This window comes from Streptomyces sp. NPDC056527 (assembly GCF_042794475.1).
Lineage (GTDB): Bacteria > Actinomycetota > Actinomycetes > Streptomycetales > Streptomycetaceae > Streptomyces.
The window spans coordinates 1-16,956 of sequence record NZ_JBHTTQ010000114.1 but is presented as its reverse complement, the minus strand read 5'-3'; the positions used below and the strand labels follow the sequence as shown (position 1 = coordinate 16,956).

14 protein-coding genes are annotated in these 16,956 nt (G+C 71.5%); 11 read left to right on the top strand and 3 right to left on the bottom strand.

Going from position 1 to position 16,956, the window contains the following annotated elements:
- Positions 1–295: 295 nt before the first annotated feature.
- On the bottom strand, positions 296–1,189 hold the full coding sequence (locus ACFQ7Q_RS32810) for a carbohydrate kinase (RefSeq protein WP_383561566.1): 894 nt from the start codon (positions 1,187–1,189) through the stop codon (positions 296–298).
- Between the two features lie 115 nt (positions 1,190–1,304).
- On the opposite strand from ACFQ7Q_RS32810, the gene ACFQ7Q_RS32805 reads away from it, so the two are divergent.
- A complete protein-coding gene (locus tag ACFQ7Q_RS32805) occupies positions 1,305–1,730 on the top strand; it encodes a Rieske (2Fe-2S) protein (RefSeq protein ID WP_383561564.1) in 426 nt (141 codons plus the stop codon).
- A gap of 3 nt (positions 1,731–1,733) precedes the next feature.
- Here the strand turns inward: ACFQ7Q_RS32805 and ACFQ7Q_RS32800 are convergent, their stop codons facing one another.
- Positions 1,734–2,663, bottom strand: a complete 930-nt coding sequence (locus tag ACFQ7Q_RS32800) for a hypothetical protein (RefSeq protein WP_383561562.1) — start codon at positions 2,661–2,663, stop codon at positions 1,734–1,736.
- Between the two features lie 237 nt (positions 2,664–2,900).
- On the opposite strand from ACFQ7Q_RS32800, the gene ACFQ7Q_RS32795 reads away from it, so the two are divergent.
- Both ACFQ7Q_RS32795 and ACFQ7Q_RS32790 read left to right on the top strand, forming a co-directional pair.
- The gene (locus tag ACFQ7Q_RS32795; protein ID WP_383561560.1) at positions 2,901–3,497 is read left to right on the top strand and encodes a papain-like cysteine protease family protein; all 597 of its coding nucleotides are present in this window, start codon (positions 2,901–2,903) and stop codon (positions 3,495–3,497) included.
- Between the two features lie 5 nt (positions 3,498–3,502).
- The gene (locus ACFQ7Q_RS32790; RefSeq protein WP_383561558.1) at positions 3,503–4,264 is read left to right on the top strand and encodes a hypothetical protein; all 762 of its coding nucleotides are present in this window, start codon (positions 3,503–3,505) and stop codon (positions 4,262–4,264) included.
- 210 nt (positions 4,265–4,474) lie between these two features.
- Here ACFQ7Q_RS32790 and ACFQ7Q_RS32785 read toward each other — a convergent pair whose 3' ends face one another.
- Positions 4,475–5,293: an SDR family NAD(P)-dependent oxidoreductase gene (locus tag ACFQ7Q_RS32785; RefSeq protein WP_383561556.1), complete on the bottom strand. Its 819-nt coding sequence runs from the start codon at positions 5,291–5,293 to the stop codon at positions 4,475–4,477.
- Here ACFQ7Q_RS32785 and uvrC point away from each other — a divergent pair.
- The 8 genes from uvrC to tpiA all read left to right on the top strand — a co-directional run bounded on the left by uvrC (position 5,292) and on the right by tpiA (position 16,889).
- On the top strand, positions 5,292–7,424 hold the full coding sequence (gene uvrC / locus ACFQ7Q_RS32780; RefSeq protein WP_383561554.1) for an excinuclease ABC subunit UvrC: 2,133 nt from the start codon (positions 5,292–5,294) through the stop codon (positions 7,422–7,424). The genes ACFQ7Q_RS32785 and uvrC overlap by 2 nt on opposite strands.
- The gene (rapZ, locus tag ACFQ7Q_RS32775; RefSeq protein WP_383561552.1) at positions 7,421–8,386 is read left to right on the top strand and encodes an RNase adapter RapZ; all 966 of its coding nucleotides are present in this window, start codon (positions 7,421–7,423) and stop codon (positions 8,384–8,386) included. The genes uvrC and rapZ overlap by 4 nt, the downstream gene beginning before the upstream one ends.
- Positions 8,383–9,405: a uridine diphosphate-N-acetylglucosamine-binding protein YvcK gene (gene yvcK / locus ACFQ7Q_RS32770; protein WP_383561550.1), complete on the top strand. Its 1,023-nt coding sequence runs from the start codon at positions 8,383–8,385 to the stop codon at positions 9,403–9,405. Before rapZ ends, yvcK begins: the two co-directional genes overlap by 4 nt.
- On the top strand, positions 9,396–10,385 hold the full coding sequence (gene whiA, locus ACFQ7Q_RS32765) for a DNA-binding protein WhiA (RefSeq protein ID WP_137990081.1): 990 nt from the start codon (positions 9,396–9,398) through the stop codon (positions 10,383–10,385). The genes yvcK and whiA overlap by 10 nt, the downstream gene beginning before the upstream one ends.
- A 206-nt stretch (positions 10,386–10,591) precedes the next feature.
- Entirely contained in the window at positions 10,592–13,546 is a 2,955-nt protein-coding gene (locus ACFQ7Q_RS32760; RefSeq protein ID WP_383561547.1) for a M14 family zinc carboxypeptidase, read from the top strand.
- A gap of 224 nt (positions 13,547–13,770) precedes the next feature.
- Positions 13,771–14,781 carry a type I glyceraldehyde-3-phosphate dehydrogenase gene (gap, locus tag ACFQ7Q_RS32755; protein WP_383561545.1) on the top strand — a complete coding sequence of 337 codons (1,011 nt, stop codon included), beginning with the start codon at positions 13,771–13,773 and terminating at the stop codon, positions 14,779–14,781.
- 110 nt (positions 14,782–14,891) lie between these two features.
- Entirely contained in the window at positions 14,892–16,103 is a 1,212-nt protein-coding gene (locus tag ACFQ7Q_RS32750) for a phosphoglycerate kinase (protein ID WP_383561543.1), read from the top strand.
- Positions 16,104–16,133: 30 nt separating this feature from the next.
- Positions 16,134–16,889: a triose-phosphate isomerase gene (gene tpiA, locus ACFQ7Q_RS32745; RefSeq protein ID WP_383561576.1), complete on the top strand. Its 756-nt coding sequence runs from the start codon at positions 16,134–16,136 to the stop codon at positions 16,887–16,889.
- Positions 16,890–16,956: the final 67 nt, after the last annotated feature.

Genomic DNA, 16,956 nt, shown 5'->3' with positions numbered 1-16,956 from the left:
CCGGGGGGGGGGGCCCGATTGGGGTGCGGGGGGGGGGGCGGGGTCCGCTCCCCCGACGCGACCCGGCCACCCCGGTCCGGGCACCCCCCCCGGCACCCGGTGCCGGCGCTCCGGTCCCGTCCCGACCTTCCCGGTCCGGCACCCCGGTCCCGCCCCGACCTTCCCGGTCCGGCACCCGGTCTCGGCACCGCACCCCGGTCTCGCCCCGACCTTCCCGGTCCGGCACCCGGTCTCGGCGCTCCGGTCCCGGCACCGCACCCCGGTCCCGTTACGCATGCGGATGCTCGACCGGACGTCAGTCCGTCAGCTCGTGCGCGAACGGTGGCTCCGCGCCCGGGCGGGTGCAGGTCAGGGCGGCCGCCTTCGCCGCGTACGACAGAAGGGCGGACCAGGCGTCCGCGTCCAGGGAGGCCGTCGGGCGGTCGGCCAGGCCGTGGAGCAGGGCGGCGTTCACCGTGTCGCCCGCGCCGATCGTGTCCGCGACCTTCACCCGGACCGCCGGAACCGACACCTCGAACGACGGGGTGAAGACCGTCAGTCCCGCCCCGCCACGGGTCACGACCACCGCCGACGGCCCCCGCGCCAGCCACTCGGCCGGAGAGCCGCCCAGCCAGGCGGCGTCCTCCTCCGAGAGCTTCAGGAGCGAGACGTACGGCAGCCAGCCGGCGAAGCGCTCGCGATAGGCGGTCGCGTCCGGGATCAGACCCGTGCGGATGTTGGGGTCGAGGAGCGTCAGCGCGCCACGCTCCGCCTCGCGCCGCAGCAGCGCCTCGTACGCGCTCGCGCCCGGCTCCAAGGCCAGCGAACAGGTGCCGAACGCCACCGCCCGCACCCCCGCAGGAAGCGGCTCCGGCACGGCGAAGAGCCGGTCGGCCGTCCCCTCGACATAGAAGCCGTACTCCGCCGAGCCGTCCGCCCCCACCGAGGCGACCGCCAGCGTCGTCGGCTCCGGGCCGCGCTGCACCAGCCCGTCCGACACCCCTGCCGCCCGCAGTCCGTCCACCAGGGCCGTCCCGAAGGCGTCCGTGGAGACGCGGGAGCAGAACGTCACCTCCGCGCCCAGCCGGCCGAGCGCCACGGCCGTGTTGTACGGGCCCCCGCCCGGCCTGGGCGTCAGCGGGGACAGCGGAGTGACGGCGGCCCCCTCGGGGACCAGATCGATCAGGGACTCACCGGCGACGACGATCACGCCGTGAACGTAACCCATGCCCCACGGGCCACGACAACCCCCGCGAAGGGGCGCATGGGCCCGCCGGTATCGTCGGTTCGGTCACCCCTTGCCCCGATCTCACCGTGGAGCGCTCATGTCCGGCCAGTCCACCCGCCGCACCGTACTGAAGGGCGCCGCGCTCGCCGGGGCCGCCGGGCTGGGTGTCGCCGCCTGCTCCACGGATTCCAAGCTCGGGCATGCGCAGGTCCCGACCCCGACCGCACCGGTCACCCTCGGAGCGCCCGAGGAGGTGCCCGTCGGCGGATCCAAGCTCTACCGCGAGCAGCGGGTCCTCGTGAGCTGCCCGGCCGAGGGCCAGTACAAGGCGTTCAGCGCCCAGTGCACGCACGCCGGCTGCGTCCTCGACAAGATCGAGAACAACGAGGGCAACTGCCCCTGCCACGGCAGCCGCTTCGACGTGACCACCGGCAAGGCCCTCCAGGGCCCGGCGACGGTCCCGCTCCCCGAGGTCCCCGTCCGGGTCGAGGGCGGAAAGCTCGTCGCGGGCCCCGAGGCCTGAGGCCTACGCCCAGTCCCAGTCGATCCCCAGGATCCCCGGCCGTACCCCCTGCTCCACCAGATGCACCGTGCGGTGCCGCCCGGTCAGCGTCAGATCCGAGCGGCCGCCGCGCGGCGCACCGGCCGAGACCTGCGCGAAGCGCCGGCACCGCACCGGCAGGGCGGCCTCGTCGAACCGCACCTGAAGCACGTACTGCCCGCCGGCGAAGCTGAACCCCCGGACGTACTCCCCGCTCGGACCGCCCGTCCCGTCCTCGAAGCCGTACCCGAAGAGGTACGTGTCCCCGGCCCGCAGCCGCGCGTCGAAGAGCAGCTCCGCGACCAGCACCCCCGTCTCCCGGTGCCACCGCACCCGACCCGTGCGGCAGTTGTCGGTCGCCCGCACCGCCACCCGCGAGGGATCGCAGCCCGGATCGCCGTGGTGGATGGCGAGATAGCGGTCGATCCCGTCCCGGTGCGCCCGCACCACATGCTGGGAGTCGCGCCCCACCAGCTCCCTCCCCGCCCCGATCCGTACGCGCTCGTGGTGGCCCACCGTGTGCAGCCCGCCGTCCACCGGGGACTCCAGCTCCGTGAGCAGCGCCTCCACGGCTCCTGACGCCTCCACCAGCGAGCGGTACGAGCGGCCCGCCGGCCGCTCCACGTCACCGCGCGCCCCGGCGTCCTCGGCCAGCAGCCGGACCAGCGAGTTGCCCGGCAGCTGAAGGACCTCCTCCAGCGCGCGCACGGCCTTCATCGACTCGGGCCGCTGCGGGCGGCGGGCGCCCTGCTGCCAGTAACTGAGGCTGGTCACCCCGACCCTGATCCCCCGGTGGGCGAGATGGTGCTGCACCCGCTGGAGCGGCAGACCGCGCACCGCGAGCGCCGTGCGCAGCGCCAGATGGAACGGTCCGGTGTGCAGCAATTGCGCCAGATCGGCCTCGGTGTGCCCCACGGGGACTCCTCAGTGAACGTTCACGACGAAGGGGGCGGGCCACCGCTCCGGCGGGGGCGGGGCCGCAGGTGACGGGGAGGCGCGTGTTCACACCCGGGTCACACCGTTCACAGCCCGCCGTCACCCCGCATTGAAGCGTGTTGACCCGTTCCGGACAACGCTCGATGCTCCTGGACAGCGTCCGGACGCGATCCTCCGACTCCCCACATCCCCACCCCCCACCTCGGGAGGAACGCGATGCGCAGTAGAAAGCTGTCCATGGCGGCACTCGCCGCTGCCGCCCTCTTCCTGCTCCCCATGTCGTCGGCGACCGCCGCGCCGACGAGCGAGGACGCCTCCACCCAAGCGACCCTCGCGTACAAGCGACTGAACATCACCATGCAGGCGCAGCAGAAGACCAACTGGTGCTGGGCCGCCGCCGGCAACACCATCGCGACCTGGTTCGGCCGGAACTACAGCCAGAACCAGTTCTGCAACGCCGCCTTCAACCGTCAGCAGGGCTACGACTGCCCCAACAACCAGGCCACCCTCGGCAATGTGCAGACCGGTCTGCGCTGGGCCGGCATCAACCCCGGCTCGTACGTGACGGGCTGGCTGCGCTACTCGACGGTGCAGACCGAGATCGACGCCGACCGCCCGATCGAGACGCGGATCCAGTGGTCGAGCGGCGGCGGCCACATGCATGTGATCTACGGGTACGACGACGCGAACAGCTGGGTCTACTGGGGCGATCCCTGGCCCTCCAGCGACCGCTACAACTGGGCCTCGCACGCCTGGTACGTGGAGAACGGGTCGTTCTCCTGGACCCACTCGCTCTACCGGATAGGGGCGTGACGACGATGAACGCACACGCACGCGCGCTCGGCGCCGGGCTCCTGTCCGCCGCCGCCCTCGTCGCCCTCGGTGCCGTACCGGCCGCCGCCGACGCGCCGCCTTCCGCGGCGACCCCGGAGAAGGCGGCTGCCGCGCCCGCGACCCTGGAGACCCTCTCCCGGTTCTTCGCCCGCGACGGAGCCCTCGCCCGCTCGGCCGCCCGGCCCCGGATCGAGGGCACGTCCGTGCCGGTGCGGGTGCTGTCCCCGGACTTCGTGGCGGGGAAGGCGGGTGCGCCCGTCGCCCGCGTCGAGTTCCACGCCAGCAAGGCGGTCGCATCGGACGGGCAGACGGCCTCGCTGTGGACGGTGCGGCAGGCCGGCGGCTGGCAGGTGGTGAACATCGCCACCGGCGACGACGAGATCCGGTACGCGGCGCAGGGTGCCCGGGCGCTGCCGGGCGGGGTCGTCTTCCGTGAGCCGCAGATCGACGCGTGGTACGTCCAGAAGGGCGCGAAGGTGCTGCCGCTGGACGAGGACGCGGTGCGGGCGGTCGGGAGGAACGGGACGAGCCTGGCGGCCTATCGGGAACGGGTCGTGAAGGCGTACGGGGACAAGCTGCCGGCCTCCGCGTACGCGCGGAAGGGCGCGGCCGGTGGTTACGCGACGCAGGCTCCGGCCCACGAGGAGCCTCTCGTCACGGCCGTCGCCGCCATGGCGGGCGGGGGCGCGGTGCTGGCCCTGGGCCTGATCGGGGCACGGGCCCGGCGTCGGCGGCGGACGGCCTGACGCCGCCGGGGTGCCGCGCGCTCACGCCGCGCGGCACCGTGCGGCCCGGTGGTCCGGTCGTGCCCACCCGTTCCGCCCCCTGGGACCTGGTCCTCGGGGGACCTCCCTGCGGAACGACGGCCACGACCGGGAGGCGGGGGCGGGGTGTGGGTTCGAGCCTTCGCCCCGTCCCTCACCGCCGGGTGTGGGTTCGAGCCCCCGCCCCGTCCCTCACTGCGCCAGATACCCCCCGTCCACCGGCAGGACCACCCCCGTGATGAAGGACGCCTCCGCCGAGGCCAGGAAGAGGATGGCCGCCGCCACCTCCTCCGGGGTGCCGAAGCGGCCCATGGGGTGGGCGCGGACGATGCCCGACAGATACTCCGGGCCGCCCGGTTCCGTTCGGGCCGCGGCGACCCGTTCCGTCTCGATCGTGCCCGGGGCCACCGCGTTGACCCGGATCCCGCGGTCCGCCCACTCCACCGCCAGGTGCTTCGTCAGGCCCGAGGCGACGAACTTGGCCGGGCCGTAGACCGCCTGGCGGGCCTGGCCCGCCACCCCGGAGATCGACGAGGTGCAGACGATCGCCCCGCCGCCGTCCTGCCCGGTCATCGCCTCGATCGCGTACTTGCAGGTCAGGAACATGCCCCTGCCGTCCACGGCCATGACCCGGTCACAGTCCTCCCCGGTCGCCTCCGTGACGTCGGAGAGCGGGATCACCCCCGCGTTCGCCACCAGGACGTCCAGCCGTCCGAACCGCTCCACCGCCGTCGCGACCATCCGCCGGGCGTCCTCGTCCCGCGAGACGTCTCCGACCACCGCGACCATGCCCTCGCCGAGCGTCGCCAGCCGCTCCGCGTCCACGTCGGCGGCGACCACCCGCGCCCCCTCCCGCGCGAAGAGCACCGCCGTCGCCCGCCCGATCCCGCTCGCCGCCCCGGTGATCACGCACACCCGGCCCGCGAGCCGTCCTGTCGCCTCGTTCGCCATGCCCGGCCAACGAGCGCGCGCGGTCTGAGTGTCGGTCGCCGCCAGTAGGGTGGGTGACATGGCCGACCCCTCCAGCTACCGCCCCAAGCCGGGACAGATCCCCGACACTCCCGGGGTCTACAAGTTCCGCGACGATCACCGCAGGGTGATCTACGTCGGGAAGGCGAAGTCCCTGCGCCAGCGGCTGGCCAACTACTTCCAGCCGCTCGCGAGCCTGCACCCGCGCACGGCCACGATGGTCACCACGGCCGCCTCCGTGGAGTGGACCGTCGTCTCGACCGAGGTCGAGGCGCTCCAGCTGGAGTACTCCTGGATCAAGGAGTTCGACCCCCGGTTCAACGTCAAGTACCGGGACGACAAGAGCTATCCGTACCTCGCGGTGACCCTCAACGAGGAGTTCCCGCGCGTCCAGGTCATGCGCGGTCACAAGAAGAAGGGCGTGCGCTACTTCGGCCCGTACGCCCACGCGTGGGCCATCCGCGAGACCGTGGACCTGATGCTCCGGGTCTTCCCCGTCCGTACGTGCTCCGCCGGCGTGTTCCGCAACGCCGCCTCCGCCGGACGCCCCTGTCTCCTCGGCTACATCGGCAAGTGCGCCGCGCCCTGCGTGGGCCGGGTCACCCCCGACGAGCACCGCGAACTGGCCGAGGATTTCTGCGACTTCATGACCGGCCGCACCGGCACGTACATCCGCCGGCTGGAGAAGCAGATGATGGCGGCGGCCGAGGAGATGGAGTACGAGAAGGCGGCCCGGCTCCGCGACGACATAGAGGCGCTGCGGCGCGCGATGGAGAAGAACGCCGTCGTCCTCGCCGACGCCACCGACGCCGATCTGATCGCGCTCGCCGAGGACGAGCTGGAGGCCGCGGTCCAGATCTTCCATGTCCGCGGCGGACGGGTGCGCGGCCAGCGCGGCTGGGTCACCGACAAGGTCGAGGCCGTCTCCACGGCCGGTCTCGTCGAGCATGCGCTCCAGCAGCTGTACGGGGAGGAGAGCGGCGACGCCGTCCCCAAGGAGGTCCTCGTCCCGGCCGTGCCCGAGGACGCCGAGGCCGTCACCCTGTGGCTGAGCGGCCGCCGGGGTTCCCAGGTCTCCCTCCGGGTGCCGCAGCGCGGGGACAAGAAGGACCTGATGGAGACGGTCGCGCGCAACGCGCAGCAGGCGCTCGTGCTGCACAAGACCAAGCGCGCCAGCGACCTGACGACCCGCTCCCGGGCCCTGGAGGAGATCGCCGAGGCCCTGGACCTGGACTCCGCGCCGCTGCGGATCGAGTGCTTCGACATCTCGCACCTCCAGGGCGACGACGTCGTGGCGTCCATGGTCGTCTTCGAGGACGGGCTGCCCCGCAAGAGCGAGTACCGCCGCTTCCAGATCAAGGGCTTCGAGGGCCAGGACGACGTCCGCTCGATGCACGAGGTGATCAGCCGCCGCTTCAAGCGCTACCTCTCCGAGAAGGAGAAGACGGGGGAGTGGGACCAGGAGGGCGTGGCCGTGGACGCCGAGGGCGACGCGGTGGACGCCGCGGGCCCCGGCGGCGTGGCGGACGGCTCGGTGGACGGTGTGGACTCGGCGGACGCCCTGCCGGCCGGACCCGGCCCCGAGGTCGTCGGACCGCGACGTGCCGACGGCTCCGGACCGGCCTCCGGCGAGGTCCCCGCCGACGACGGGCGCCCCAAGCGTTTCGCGTACCCGCCCCAGCTCGTCGTCGTCGACGGCGGGCAGCCCCAGGTCGCCGCCGCCCGGCGGGCGCTCGACGAGCTCGGGATCGACGACATCGCCGTCTGCGGCCTCGCCAAGCGCCTGGAGGAGGTCTGGCTGCCCGGCGACGACGACCCCGTCGTGCTGCCCCGCTCCAGCGAGGGTCTGTATCTCCTCCAGCGGGTGCGTGACACGGCTCACGACTTCGCCATCCGCTACCAGCGCTCGAAGCGGAACAAGCGCGTCAGGACCAGCCCCCTGGACGCCGTCCCCGGCCTCGGCGATACCCGCAAACAGGCGTTGATCAAGCATTTCGGCTCGGTGAAGCGGCTGCGACAGGCGACAATCGAGCAGATCTGCGAGGTCCCCGGCATGGGCCGCAAGACGGCCGAGGCCGTGGCGGTGGCCCTCGCGCAGGCGGCCCCGGCCGCACCCGCCGTGAATACGGCAACAGGAGAGATCATTGAAGACGACGGGGGCAGCACCGCATGACCGCGCACGACCAGCACGATGAGCAAGAGAAGCAGCGAGAAGACGGAGCAGGACACGTGAGTACGGGCACGAAGGAGGCCGGTGAGACCGCCGACTCGGCGGCCATCCCCGAGCTGGTGATCATCTCCGGCATGTCCGGCGCCGGCCGGTCCACCGCGGCGAAGTGCCTGGAGGACCTCGGCTGGTTCGTCGTCGACAATCTGCCGCCCGCGCTGATCCCCACCATGGTGGAGCTCGGCGCCCGCTCCCAGGGCAACGTGGCCCGGATCGCCGTCGTCGTCGACGTCCGCGGCCGGCAGTTCTTCGACGCCCTGCGGGAGTCCCTCTCCGCACTCGACGCGCAGCAGGTCACCCGCCGGATCGTCTTCCTGGAGTCCTCCGACGAGGCCCTGGTCAGGCGGTTCGAGTCGGTCCGCAGGCCGCACCCGCTCCAGGGTGACGGCCGGATCACCGACGGCATCGCCGCCGAGCGGGACCTGCTGCGCGAGCTGCGCGGCGACGCCGACCTGGTGATCGACACCTCCAGCCTCAACGTCCACGAGCTGCGCGCCAAGATGGACGCCCAGTTCGCCGGCGACGAGGAGCCGGAGCTGCGGGCCACCGTCATGTCCTTCGGATTCAAGTACGGGCTGCCCGTCGACGCCGACCTCGTCGTCGACATGCGCTTCCTGCCGAACCCGCACTGGGTCCCCGAGCTGCGGCCCTTCACCGGGCTGAACGAGGAGGTCTCGGCGTATGTCTTCAACCAGCCCGGGGCCAAGGAGTTCCTCGACCGCTACACCGAGCTGCTCCAGCTGATCGCGGCGGGCTACCGCCGCGAGGGCAAGCGGTACGTCACCATCGCCGTCGGCTGCACCGGCGGCAAGCACCGTTCGGTCGCCACGTCCGAGAAGCTCGCCGCCCGCCTCGCCGCGGAAGGGGTCGAGACCGTCGTCGTCCACCGGGACATGGGGCGCGAGTGAAGCCGTACCGCCGGCGTACGTCCACGCTCTCGGTACGTACGCTCCGCAGGCGCGGCGCCCAGCCCAAGGTCGTCGCGCTCGGCGGGGGCATGGGTCTTTCGGCCTCCCTCGCCGCCCTGCGCAGGATCACCGGTGACCTCACCGCCGTCGTCACCGTCGCCGACGACGGCGGCTCCAGCGGCCGGCTCCGGGAGGAGCTGGGCGTGCTGCCGCCCGGCGACCTGCGCAAGGCGCTCGCCGCGCTGTGCGGGGACGACGACTGGGGCCAGACCTGGTCCCGGGTCATCCAGCACCGGTTCCAGTCCAAGGGCGATCTGCACGAGCACGCGGTCGGCAATCTGCTGATCGTCGCCCTCTGGGAGCAGCTCGGCGACCATGTCCTCGCGCTGGACCTGGTCGGCAAGCTGCTGGGCGCGCACGGCCGGGTGCTGCCGATGTCCGCCGTGGCGCTGGAGCTCCAGGCCCTGGTCAAGGGGCACGATCCGGCGCGCCCGGACGACGTCGACACGGTCCGTGGCCAGGCCACGGTGGCGCTCACGCCCGGTGAGGTGCAGTCCGTGCACCTCGTCCCGCACGACCCGCCCGCCGTGCCCGAGGCCGTCGCCGCGGTCCGTGACGCGGACTGGGTGGTGCTCGGTCCGGGCTCCTGGTTCTCCTCGGTGATTCCGCATCTGCTGGTGCCCGAGCTGCTCGACGCGCTCACCGAGACCAAGGCCCGCAAGGTCCTCTCCCTGAACCTCGCGCCGCAGCCGGGAGAAACCGAGGGGTTCTCTCCGCAGCGTCATTTGGAGGTTTTGGGACGACACGCCCCTAAACTCGCCCTGGACGTGGTGCTGGCCGACGAGGCCGCCGTGCCCGACCGCGAGTCCCTCGCCGATGCCGCCAAGCGGCTCGGCGCCGCGGTCGAGCTGGCGCCGGTGGCCCGTGCCGATGGGCTCCCGAAGCATGATCCGGAGCTGTTGGCCGCCGCGTACGACCGTATTTTTCGGATGCATGGAAGGATCGGCCCATGGCGATGACGGCAGCGGTGAAGGACGAGATCTCCCGGCTTCCCGTCACCCGGACCTGCTGCAGGAAGGCGGAGGTCTCGTCGATCCTGCGGTTCGCCGGCGGCCTGCACCTGGTGAGCGGGCGGATCGTGATCGAGGCGGAGCTGGACACCGCGATGGCGGCGCGCCGGCTCAAGCGGGACATCCTGGAGATCTTCGGGCACAGCTCGGAGCTGATCGTGATGGCCCCCGGCGGTCTGCGGCGCGGCTCCCGGTTCGTCGTGCGGGTGGTGGCGGGCGGCGACCAGCTGGCCCGGCAGACCGGCCTGGTCGACGGCCGGGGCCGCCCGATCCGCGGACTGCCCCCGCAGGTCGTCTCGGGTGCCACCTGCGACGCCGAGGCGGCCTGGCGCGGCGCGTTCCTGGCCCACGGCTCGCTGACCGAGCCCGGGCGCTCCTCCTCCCTCGAGGTGACCTGCCCGGGTCCGGAGGCCGCCCTCGCCCTGGTGGGCGCGGCGCGCCGGCTGAGCATCGCCGCGAAGGCCCGTGAGGTCCGGGGCGTGGACCGGGTGGTCGTACGGGACGGGGACGCCATCGGCGCCCTGCTGACCCGGCTGGGCGCGCACGAGTCGGTGCTGGCCTGGGAGGAGCGGCGGATGCGCCGTGAGGTCCGGGCGACCGCGAACCGGCTGGCGAACTTCGACGACGCCAACCTGCGTCGCTCGGCGCGCGCGGCCGTGGCCGCCGGCGCCCGGGTGCAGCGTGCGCTGGAGATCCTCGGCGAGGAGGTGCCCGAGCACCTCGCCGCCGCGGGCCGGCTGCGCATGGAGCACAAGCAGGCATCGCTGGAGGAGCTCGGCGCGCTCGCCGACCCGCCGCTGACCAAGGACGCGGTCGCGGGCCGGATCCGCCGTCTGCTGGCCATGGCCGACAAGCGGGCGCAGGACCTGGGCATCCCCGGAACGGAGTCGAGCCTCACCGAGGAGCTGGACGACAGCCTCGTCGGCTGACCCGCCGCCCGGGGGTCCGTCGACCCGGACGCCCGTACTCCGCTCAACTCGCCGCTGCCGGTGCTTTTCTGAGGCACCGGCAGCGGCGTTCCTCGTCCGATCGGGGGTGATCCCCGACGCGGCCGCAGGCACCCTTGACATGATCATGAACGGTGATCAGCCTGGCGTCTGTTCTCTTTCGTGGCAGACAACAGCAAGGGGGGCTTATGAGACGCAGAGCGAGAGCGATCCTCGCCGCGGCTTCACTGCTGATCGCGGGACTGGCGACGGCACCCGTCGCCGGAGCGGAACCGAACGGCGGCGACGGCGGCGACGCCCTCTCCGTATGGCGCGCGCAGGTCAGCAAGGAGCAGGTGCCGCTGCTCCTCGAGGCCGGCGCCGACGGTCACGAACTGACCGAGCAGGTACCGGAGAAGGGCTCGGCCACCCTCGAGCTCTACCTCACCGACAAGCAGGCCGGACAGCTGCGCGGCAAGGGTGTCGAACTCGCCGAGCACGCCCTCTCCGCCCAGGTGGAGAAGCGGGTCGCCGGAGCCGGGGACGGCGTCTTCCGCCCGTACGGCGGTGCGAACGGGCTCAAGCAGGAGATCCTGGCCACGTCCCAGGCCCACCCCGACCTCACCAAGGTCGTCTCCCTCGGCAAGACCCTGAAGGGCCAGGACATCCTCGCCCTCAAGGTCACCAAGGGCGCCAAGAAGGCCAAGGACGGCACCCGGCCCGCCACGCTGTACATGTCCAACCAGCACGCCCGCGAGTGGATCACCCCCGAGATGACCCGGCGGCTGATGCACCACTACCTCGACGGCTACGGCAAGGACCAGCGGGTCACGAGGATCGTCGACTCCACCGAGCTGTGGTTCGTGCTCTCCGCCAACCCGGACGGCTACGACTTCACCCACGCCGACCCCGACAAGCGCCAGTGGCGCAAGAACCTCCGCGACAACGACGGCGACGGGCGGATCGAGTCCGGCGACGGCGTCGACCTCAACCGTAACTTCGCCTACAAGTGGGGATACGACAACGAGGGTTCGTCGCCCGACCCGGCCGACGAGACCTTCCGCGGCTCCGGCCCGATGTCCGAGCCCGAGACCAAGGCCATCGACGCCTTCCAGAAGCGCATCGGCTTCCAGTACGGCATCAACTACCACTCCGCCGCCCAGCTGCTGCTCTACGGCGTCGGCTGGCAGGTCGCCACCGACACCCCCGACGACGTGGCGCTCAAGTCGCTCGCCGGTACCCCGGAGAAGTCCGCCGTCGCCGGCTACCGCCCGCAGGTCTCCTCCGAGCTCTACACCACCAACGGCGAGGCCGACGGACACGCGGCGAACGTCAACGGGATGCAGATGTTCACCCCGGAGATGTCGACCTGCGCCACCGCCTCCCGCGTCGACCCGAACGACGCCTGGGAGCCCGCCGACTGCGCCTCCGTCTTCACCTTCCCCGACGACGAGAAGCTGATCCAGGCGGAGTTCGCCAAGAACATCCCGTTCGCGCTGGCCGTCGCCGAGACCTCGGCCCACCCGGACCGGCCCGTCTCCGTCACCGGCCTCGACGCGCCGGACTTCACCCCGGACGCCTTCACCACCTCCTACGCCCGCGGCGGCGACCAGGTGGTCGCCGTGACGGCCCGCAAGTCGCTGCGCTCCAAGGAGCTCAAGTACCGCGTCAACGGCGGCCGGACGCACACCGAGCGCCTGGAGGCGTGGGACGGCGGCGAGACCTACGGCGGCGAGGACAACCTCTACTTCGACCAGTACCGGGCCGAGGTCGAGGACGCCGAGCCGGGTGACACCGTCCAGGTCTGGTTCACCGCCCGCACCCGCGAGGGCAAGGCGACCTCGTCCACCCCCTTCACGTACACCGTGGCCGACCGGGCCCGCGGCGACGTGCTCGTCCTCGCCGAGGAGGGCGGCACCGAGGCGGCGCGTCACACCGCCGGCTATGTGAAGGCGCTCGCCGACAGCGGTCGCAAGGCCGCCGTCTGGGACGTCGCCACCCAGGGGACCCCGGACACCCTCGGCGTGCTGAGCCACTTCCGTACGGTCGTCTGGTACACCGGCGCCGAGCAGCCCTCCGGGCCCGTCATGCTGGCCGTGCGGGACTACCTCAACGAGGGCGGCAAGCTGATCAACGCCGGCGAGAAGTCCGGCGGCCTCGTCGACATCGGCCGGGCGACGTCCAACGACTTCGCCCAGTACTTCCTCGGCGCCTACCACCGGGCCGGGCTGAAGAACCCGCCCGCCTTCGCAGGCTCCCGCGGCTTCGGGGGACTCACGACCGGCCTCGGCGGCACGACCGACAACCCGCTGGACAACGCCGGCGCGTACACCGTCACTTCGGACACGCTCGAACCGCGGAGCTTCCCGCAGTTCGGCTCCAGCAGGTCCGGCGGTGACTACCCGGGCGTCCGCACCCCCTTCGAGCCCTACGAGGGCACGTCCTTCGCGGCCGTCCGGCACTCCGACGACACCTGGAGCCGCCTCAGCCGTACCGTCGACCTCACCGGCGTCGTCGCCGCCGACAAGCCGAGCCTGCGCTTCCAGGTCAGCTACGACACCGAGCCCGGCTACGACAACCTCGTCGTCGAGGCCCACACCGTCGGCCAGGACGACTGGACCACGCTGCCCGACGCCAACGGCGGCACCTCCAGCGCCGCCCCGGCCGACTGCGGTGAGGGCTACTACGTCCAGGGACACCCCTTCCTCGCCCGCTATCTGACCGTCGGCGAGGACGGCTGCGCCACCAACGGCACCACCGGCTCCTGGAACGCCTTCACCGGGCCTTCCAACGGCTGGCAGCAGGCGTCGATCGACCTGAGCGCCTACGCGGGCAAGCAGGTCGAGCTGTCGATCTCGTACATCTCCGACCCCGGGACCGGCGAGATGGGCGCCTTCGTCGACGACACCGCGCTCGTCGTCGGTGGCACTCCGGGCCAGGGCGAGGGCTTCGAGACCACCCTCGGCGCCTGGTCCGTACCGGGTCCGCCGGCCGGCAGTCCGGGGAACGGCACCGAGTGGACCCGCTCGCCGGGGCTCTTCCACTCCCAGGCCGCGGTCACCACACGTGACACCGTCCTCCTCGGTTTCGGCCTGGAGCACGTCACGAGCGCGGCGCAGCGAACGTCACTCGTTCGAAGGGCACTCAGCGCCGTGCACGGCTGAGCGGACACCCGCCCTTTTGATCACAGTCAGTGATCGGGACGAAATGGGCACCGTGGCTCGAACCCGCCGGTAATAACGGGCCACGGTGCATTCGCGAGGCATTCCGACTGCACGCGATGTCACTCTGAGCCGATGGGAGAGGTAGGGTCGTAAGCGGTCGGGGACATCCCTAAAAGAATCTCGCCGGCGTCGAAACCCGGCGTACCTAACGAGGAGATCGGTTCGTGACGATCCGCGTAGGCATCAACGGCTTTGGCCGCATCGGTCGCAACTACTTCCGCGCGCTCCTTGAGCAGGGTGCCGACATCGAGATCGTGGCTGTCAACGACCTGGGTGACACCGCGACCACTGCTCACCTGCTGAAGTACGACACGATCCTGGGACGCCTCAAGGCCGAGGTCACCCACACCGCCGACACCATCACCGTCGACGGCCACACCATCAAGGTGCTCTCCGAGCGCAACCCGGCCGACATCCCCTGGGGCGAGCTGGGCGTCGACATCGTCATCGAGTCGACCGGCATCTTCACCAAGAAGGCCGACGCCGCGAAGCACATCGCCGGTGGCGCGAAGAAGGTCCTCATCTCGGCTCCGGCCAAGGACGAGGACATCACCATCGTCATGGGCGTCAACCAGGACAAGTACGAGCCGGCGAACCACCACGTCATCTCGAACGCCTCCTGCACCACCAACTGTGTGGCGCCGATGGCCAAGGTCCTCGACGAGAACTTCGGCATCGTCAAGGGCCTGATGACGACGGTCCACGCGTACACCAACGACCAGCGCATCCTGGACTTCCCGCACTCCGACCTGCGCCGCGCCCGCGCCGCCGCGGAGAACATCATCCCGACCACGACGGGTGCCGCCAAGGCCACCGCCCTGGTCCTCCCGCAGCTCAAGGGCAAGCTGGACGGCATCGCCATGCGCGTCCCGGTCCCGACCGGTTCGGCCACCGACCTGGTCGTGGAGCTGCAGCGCGAGGTCACCAAGGACGAGGTCAACGCCGCCTTCAAGAAGGCCGCCGACGACGGCGACCTGAAGGGCATCCTCTACTACACCGAGGACGCGATCGTCTCCTCGGACATCGTCGGCGACCCGGCGTCGTGCACCTTCGACTCCTCGCTGACCATGGTCCAGGAGGGCAAGTCGGTCAAGATCCTCGGCTGGTACGACAACGAGTGGGGCTACTCCAACCGCCTCGTCGACCTCACCGTCTTCGTCGGCAACCAGCTCTAAAGCCTCCGGAACCGGCACCTCGATGTGAGCACAGGGCTCGGACAGCGCGATGATGCGCTGTACGAGCCCTGTCTCGTGTGCTTCACCGCGTACCAAGGAGTCAGTAGAAGATGAAGACCATCGACGAGCTTCTCGCCGAAGGCGTCGCCGGCAAGCGCGTATTCGTCCGCGCCGACCTCAACGTGCCGCTGGACGGCACCACCATCACCGACGACGGTCGCATCCGCGCCGTCGTGCCCACGGTCAAGGCGCTGGCCGACGCGGGCGCCCGTGTCGTCGTCGCCTCGCACCTGGGCCGCCCGAAGGGCGCCCCGGACCCGGCGTTCTCCCTCGCCCCGGCCGCCGCTCGCCTCGGTGAACTGCTCGGCGCCGACGTCGCGTTCGCGACCGACACGGTCGGCGAGTCCGCCCGGGCGACCGTCGCGGGCCTCGCCGACGGCCGGGTCGCCGTCATCGAGAACCTCCGCTTCAACGCCGGCGAGACCTCCAAGGACGACGCCGAGCGCGGCGCGTTCGCGGACCAGCTCGCCGCCCTCGCCGACGTCTACGTCGGCGACGGCTTCGGCGCCGTGCACCGCAAGCACGCCTCGGTCTTCGACCTCCCGGCCCGGCTGCCGCACGCCGCCGGCTACCTCATCGCCACCGAGGTCGGCGTCCTGAAGAAGCTGACCGCCGAGGTCGAGCGCCCGTACGTGGTCGTCCTGGGCGGCGCCAAGGTCTCCGACAAGCTCGCCGTCATCGACGAGCTGCTGGGCAAGGCCGACCGCCTCCTGATCGGCGGCGGCATGGCGTACACCTTCCTCTACGCCAAGGGCTACGAAGTCGGCATCTCCCTGCTCCAGAAGGACCAGGTGGAGGTCGTCAAGGAGTACATGAAGCGTGCCGAGGAGAACGGCGTCGAGCTCGTACTCCCGGTCGACGTGCTCGTCTCCTCGGAGTTCCCGGACCTGAAGACCAAGGCCCCGGCCGACTTCGAGACCGTCGACGCCGACAAGATCCCGTCGACGAAGGAGGGCCTGGACATCGGCCCGCAGACGCGTGAGCTGTACGCGTCGAAGCTCGCCGACGCCGAGACGGTGTTCTGGAACGGCCCGCTGGGCGTCTTCGAGCACCCCGACTACGCCAACGGAACCAAGGCCATCGCGCAGGCCCTGCTCGACAGCCCCGGCTTCACCGTCGTCGGTGGCGGCGACAGTGCCGCCGCGGTCCGCATCCTGGGCTTCGACGAGAATGCCTTCGGCCACATTTCGACCGGCGGCGGCGCCTCCCTCGAGTACCTCGAGGGCAAGACGCTCCCCGGCCTCGCCGCACTGGAGGACTGAACACCTGTGAGCAGCACCCGCACCCCGCTGATGGCGGGCAACTGGAAGATGAACCTCAACCACCTCGAGGCCATCGCCCACGTCCAGAAGCTCGCCTTCGCGCTGAACGACAAGGACTACGACGCCGTCGAGGTCGCGGTTCTGCCGCCCTTCACGGACCTGCGGTCCGTCCAGACCCTGGTCGACGGCGACAAGCTCAAGATCAAGTACGGCGCCCAGGACATCTCGGCGCACGACTCCGGCGCCTACACCGGCGAGATCTCGGGCCTGATGCTGTCCAAGCTGAAGTGCGCCTACGTCGCGGTGGGCCACTCCGAGCGCCGGCAGTACCACGCCGAGACGGACGAGATCTGCAACGCCAAGGTCAAGGCCGCCTACAAGCACGGGATCACCCCGATCCTCTGTGTGGGCGAGGGCCTGGACGTCCGCAAGGCCGGCCAGCAGGTCCAGTACGCCCTGAACCAGCTCGACGGCGGTCTGAAGGACCTCCCGGCCGAGCAGGCCGAGTCCATCGTGATCGCCTACGAGCCGGTGTGGGCCATCGGCACCGGCGAGGTCGCCACCCCCGAGGACGCGCAGGAGGTCTGCGGTGCGATCCGTGGCCGTCTCGCGGAGCTCTACTCGCAGGAGCTGGCCGACAAGGTCCGCATCCAGTACGGCGGCTCGGTCAAGGCCGGCAACGTGGCCGCGATCATGGCGCAGCCCGACGTCGACGGTGCCCTGGTGGGCGGCGCGGCGCTGGACTCCGACGAGTTCGTCAAGATCGTCCGCTTCCGCGACCAGTGATGTGATCAGCGAGTAGGCGGTAGCGACGATCCGTCGTACCCTTGCGGGGGTCGGGCAGGACCTGCCC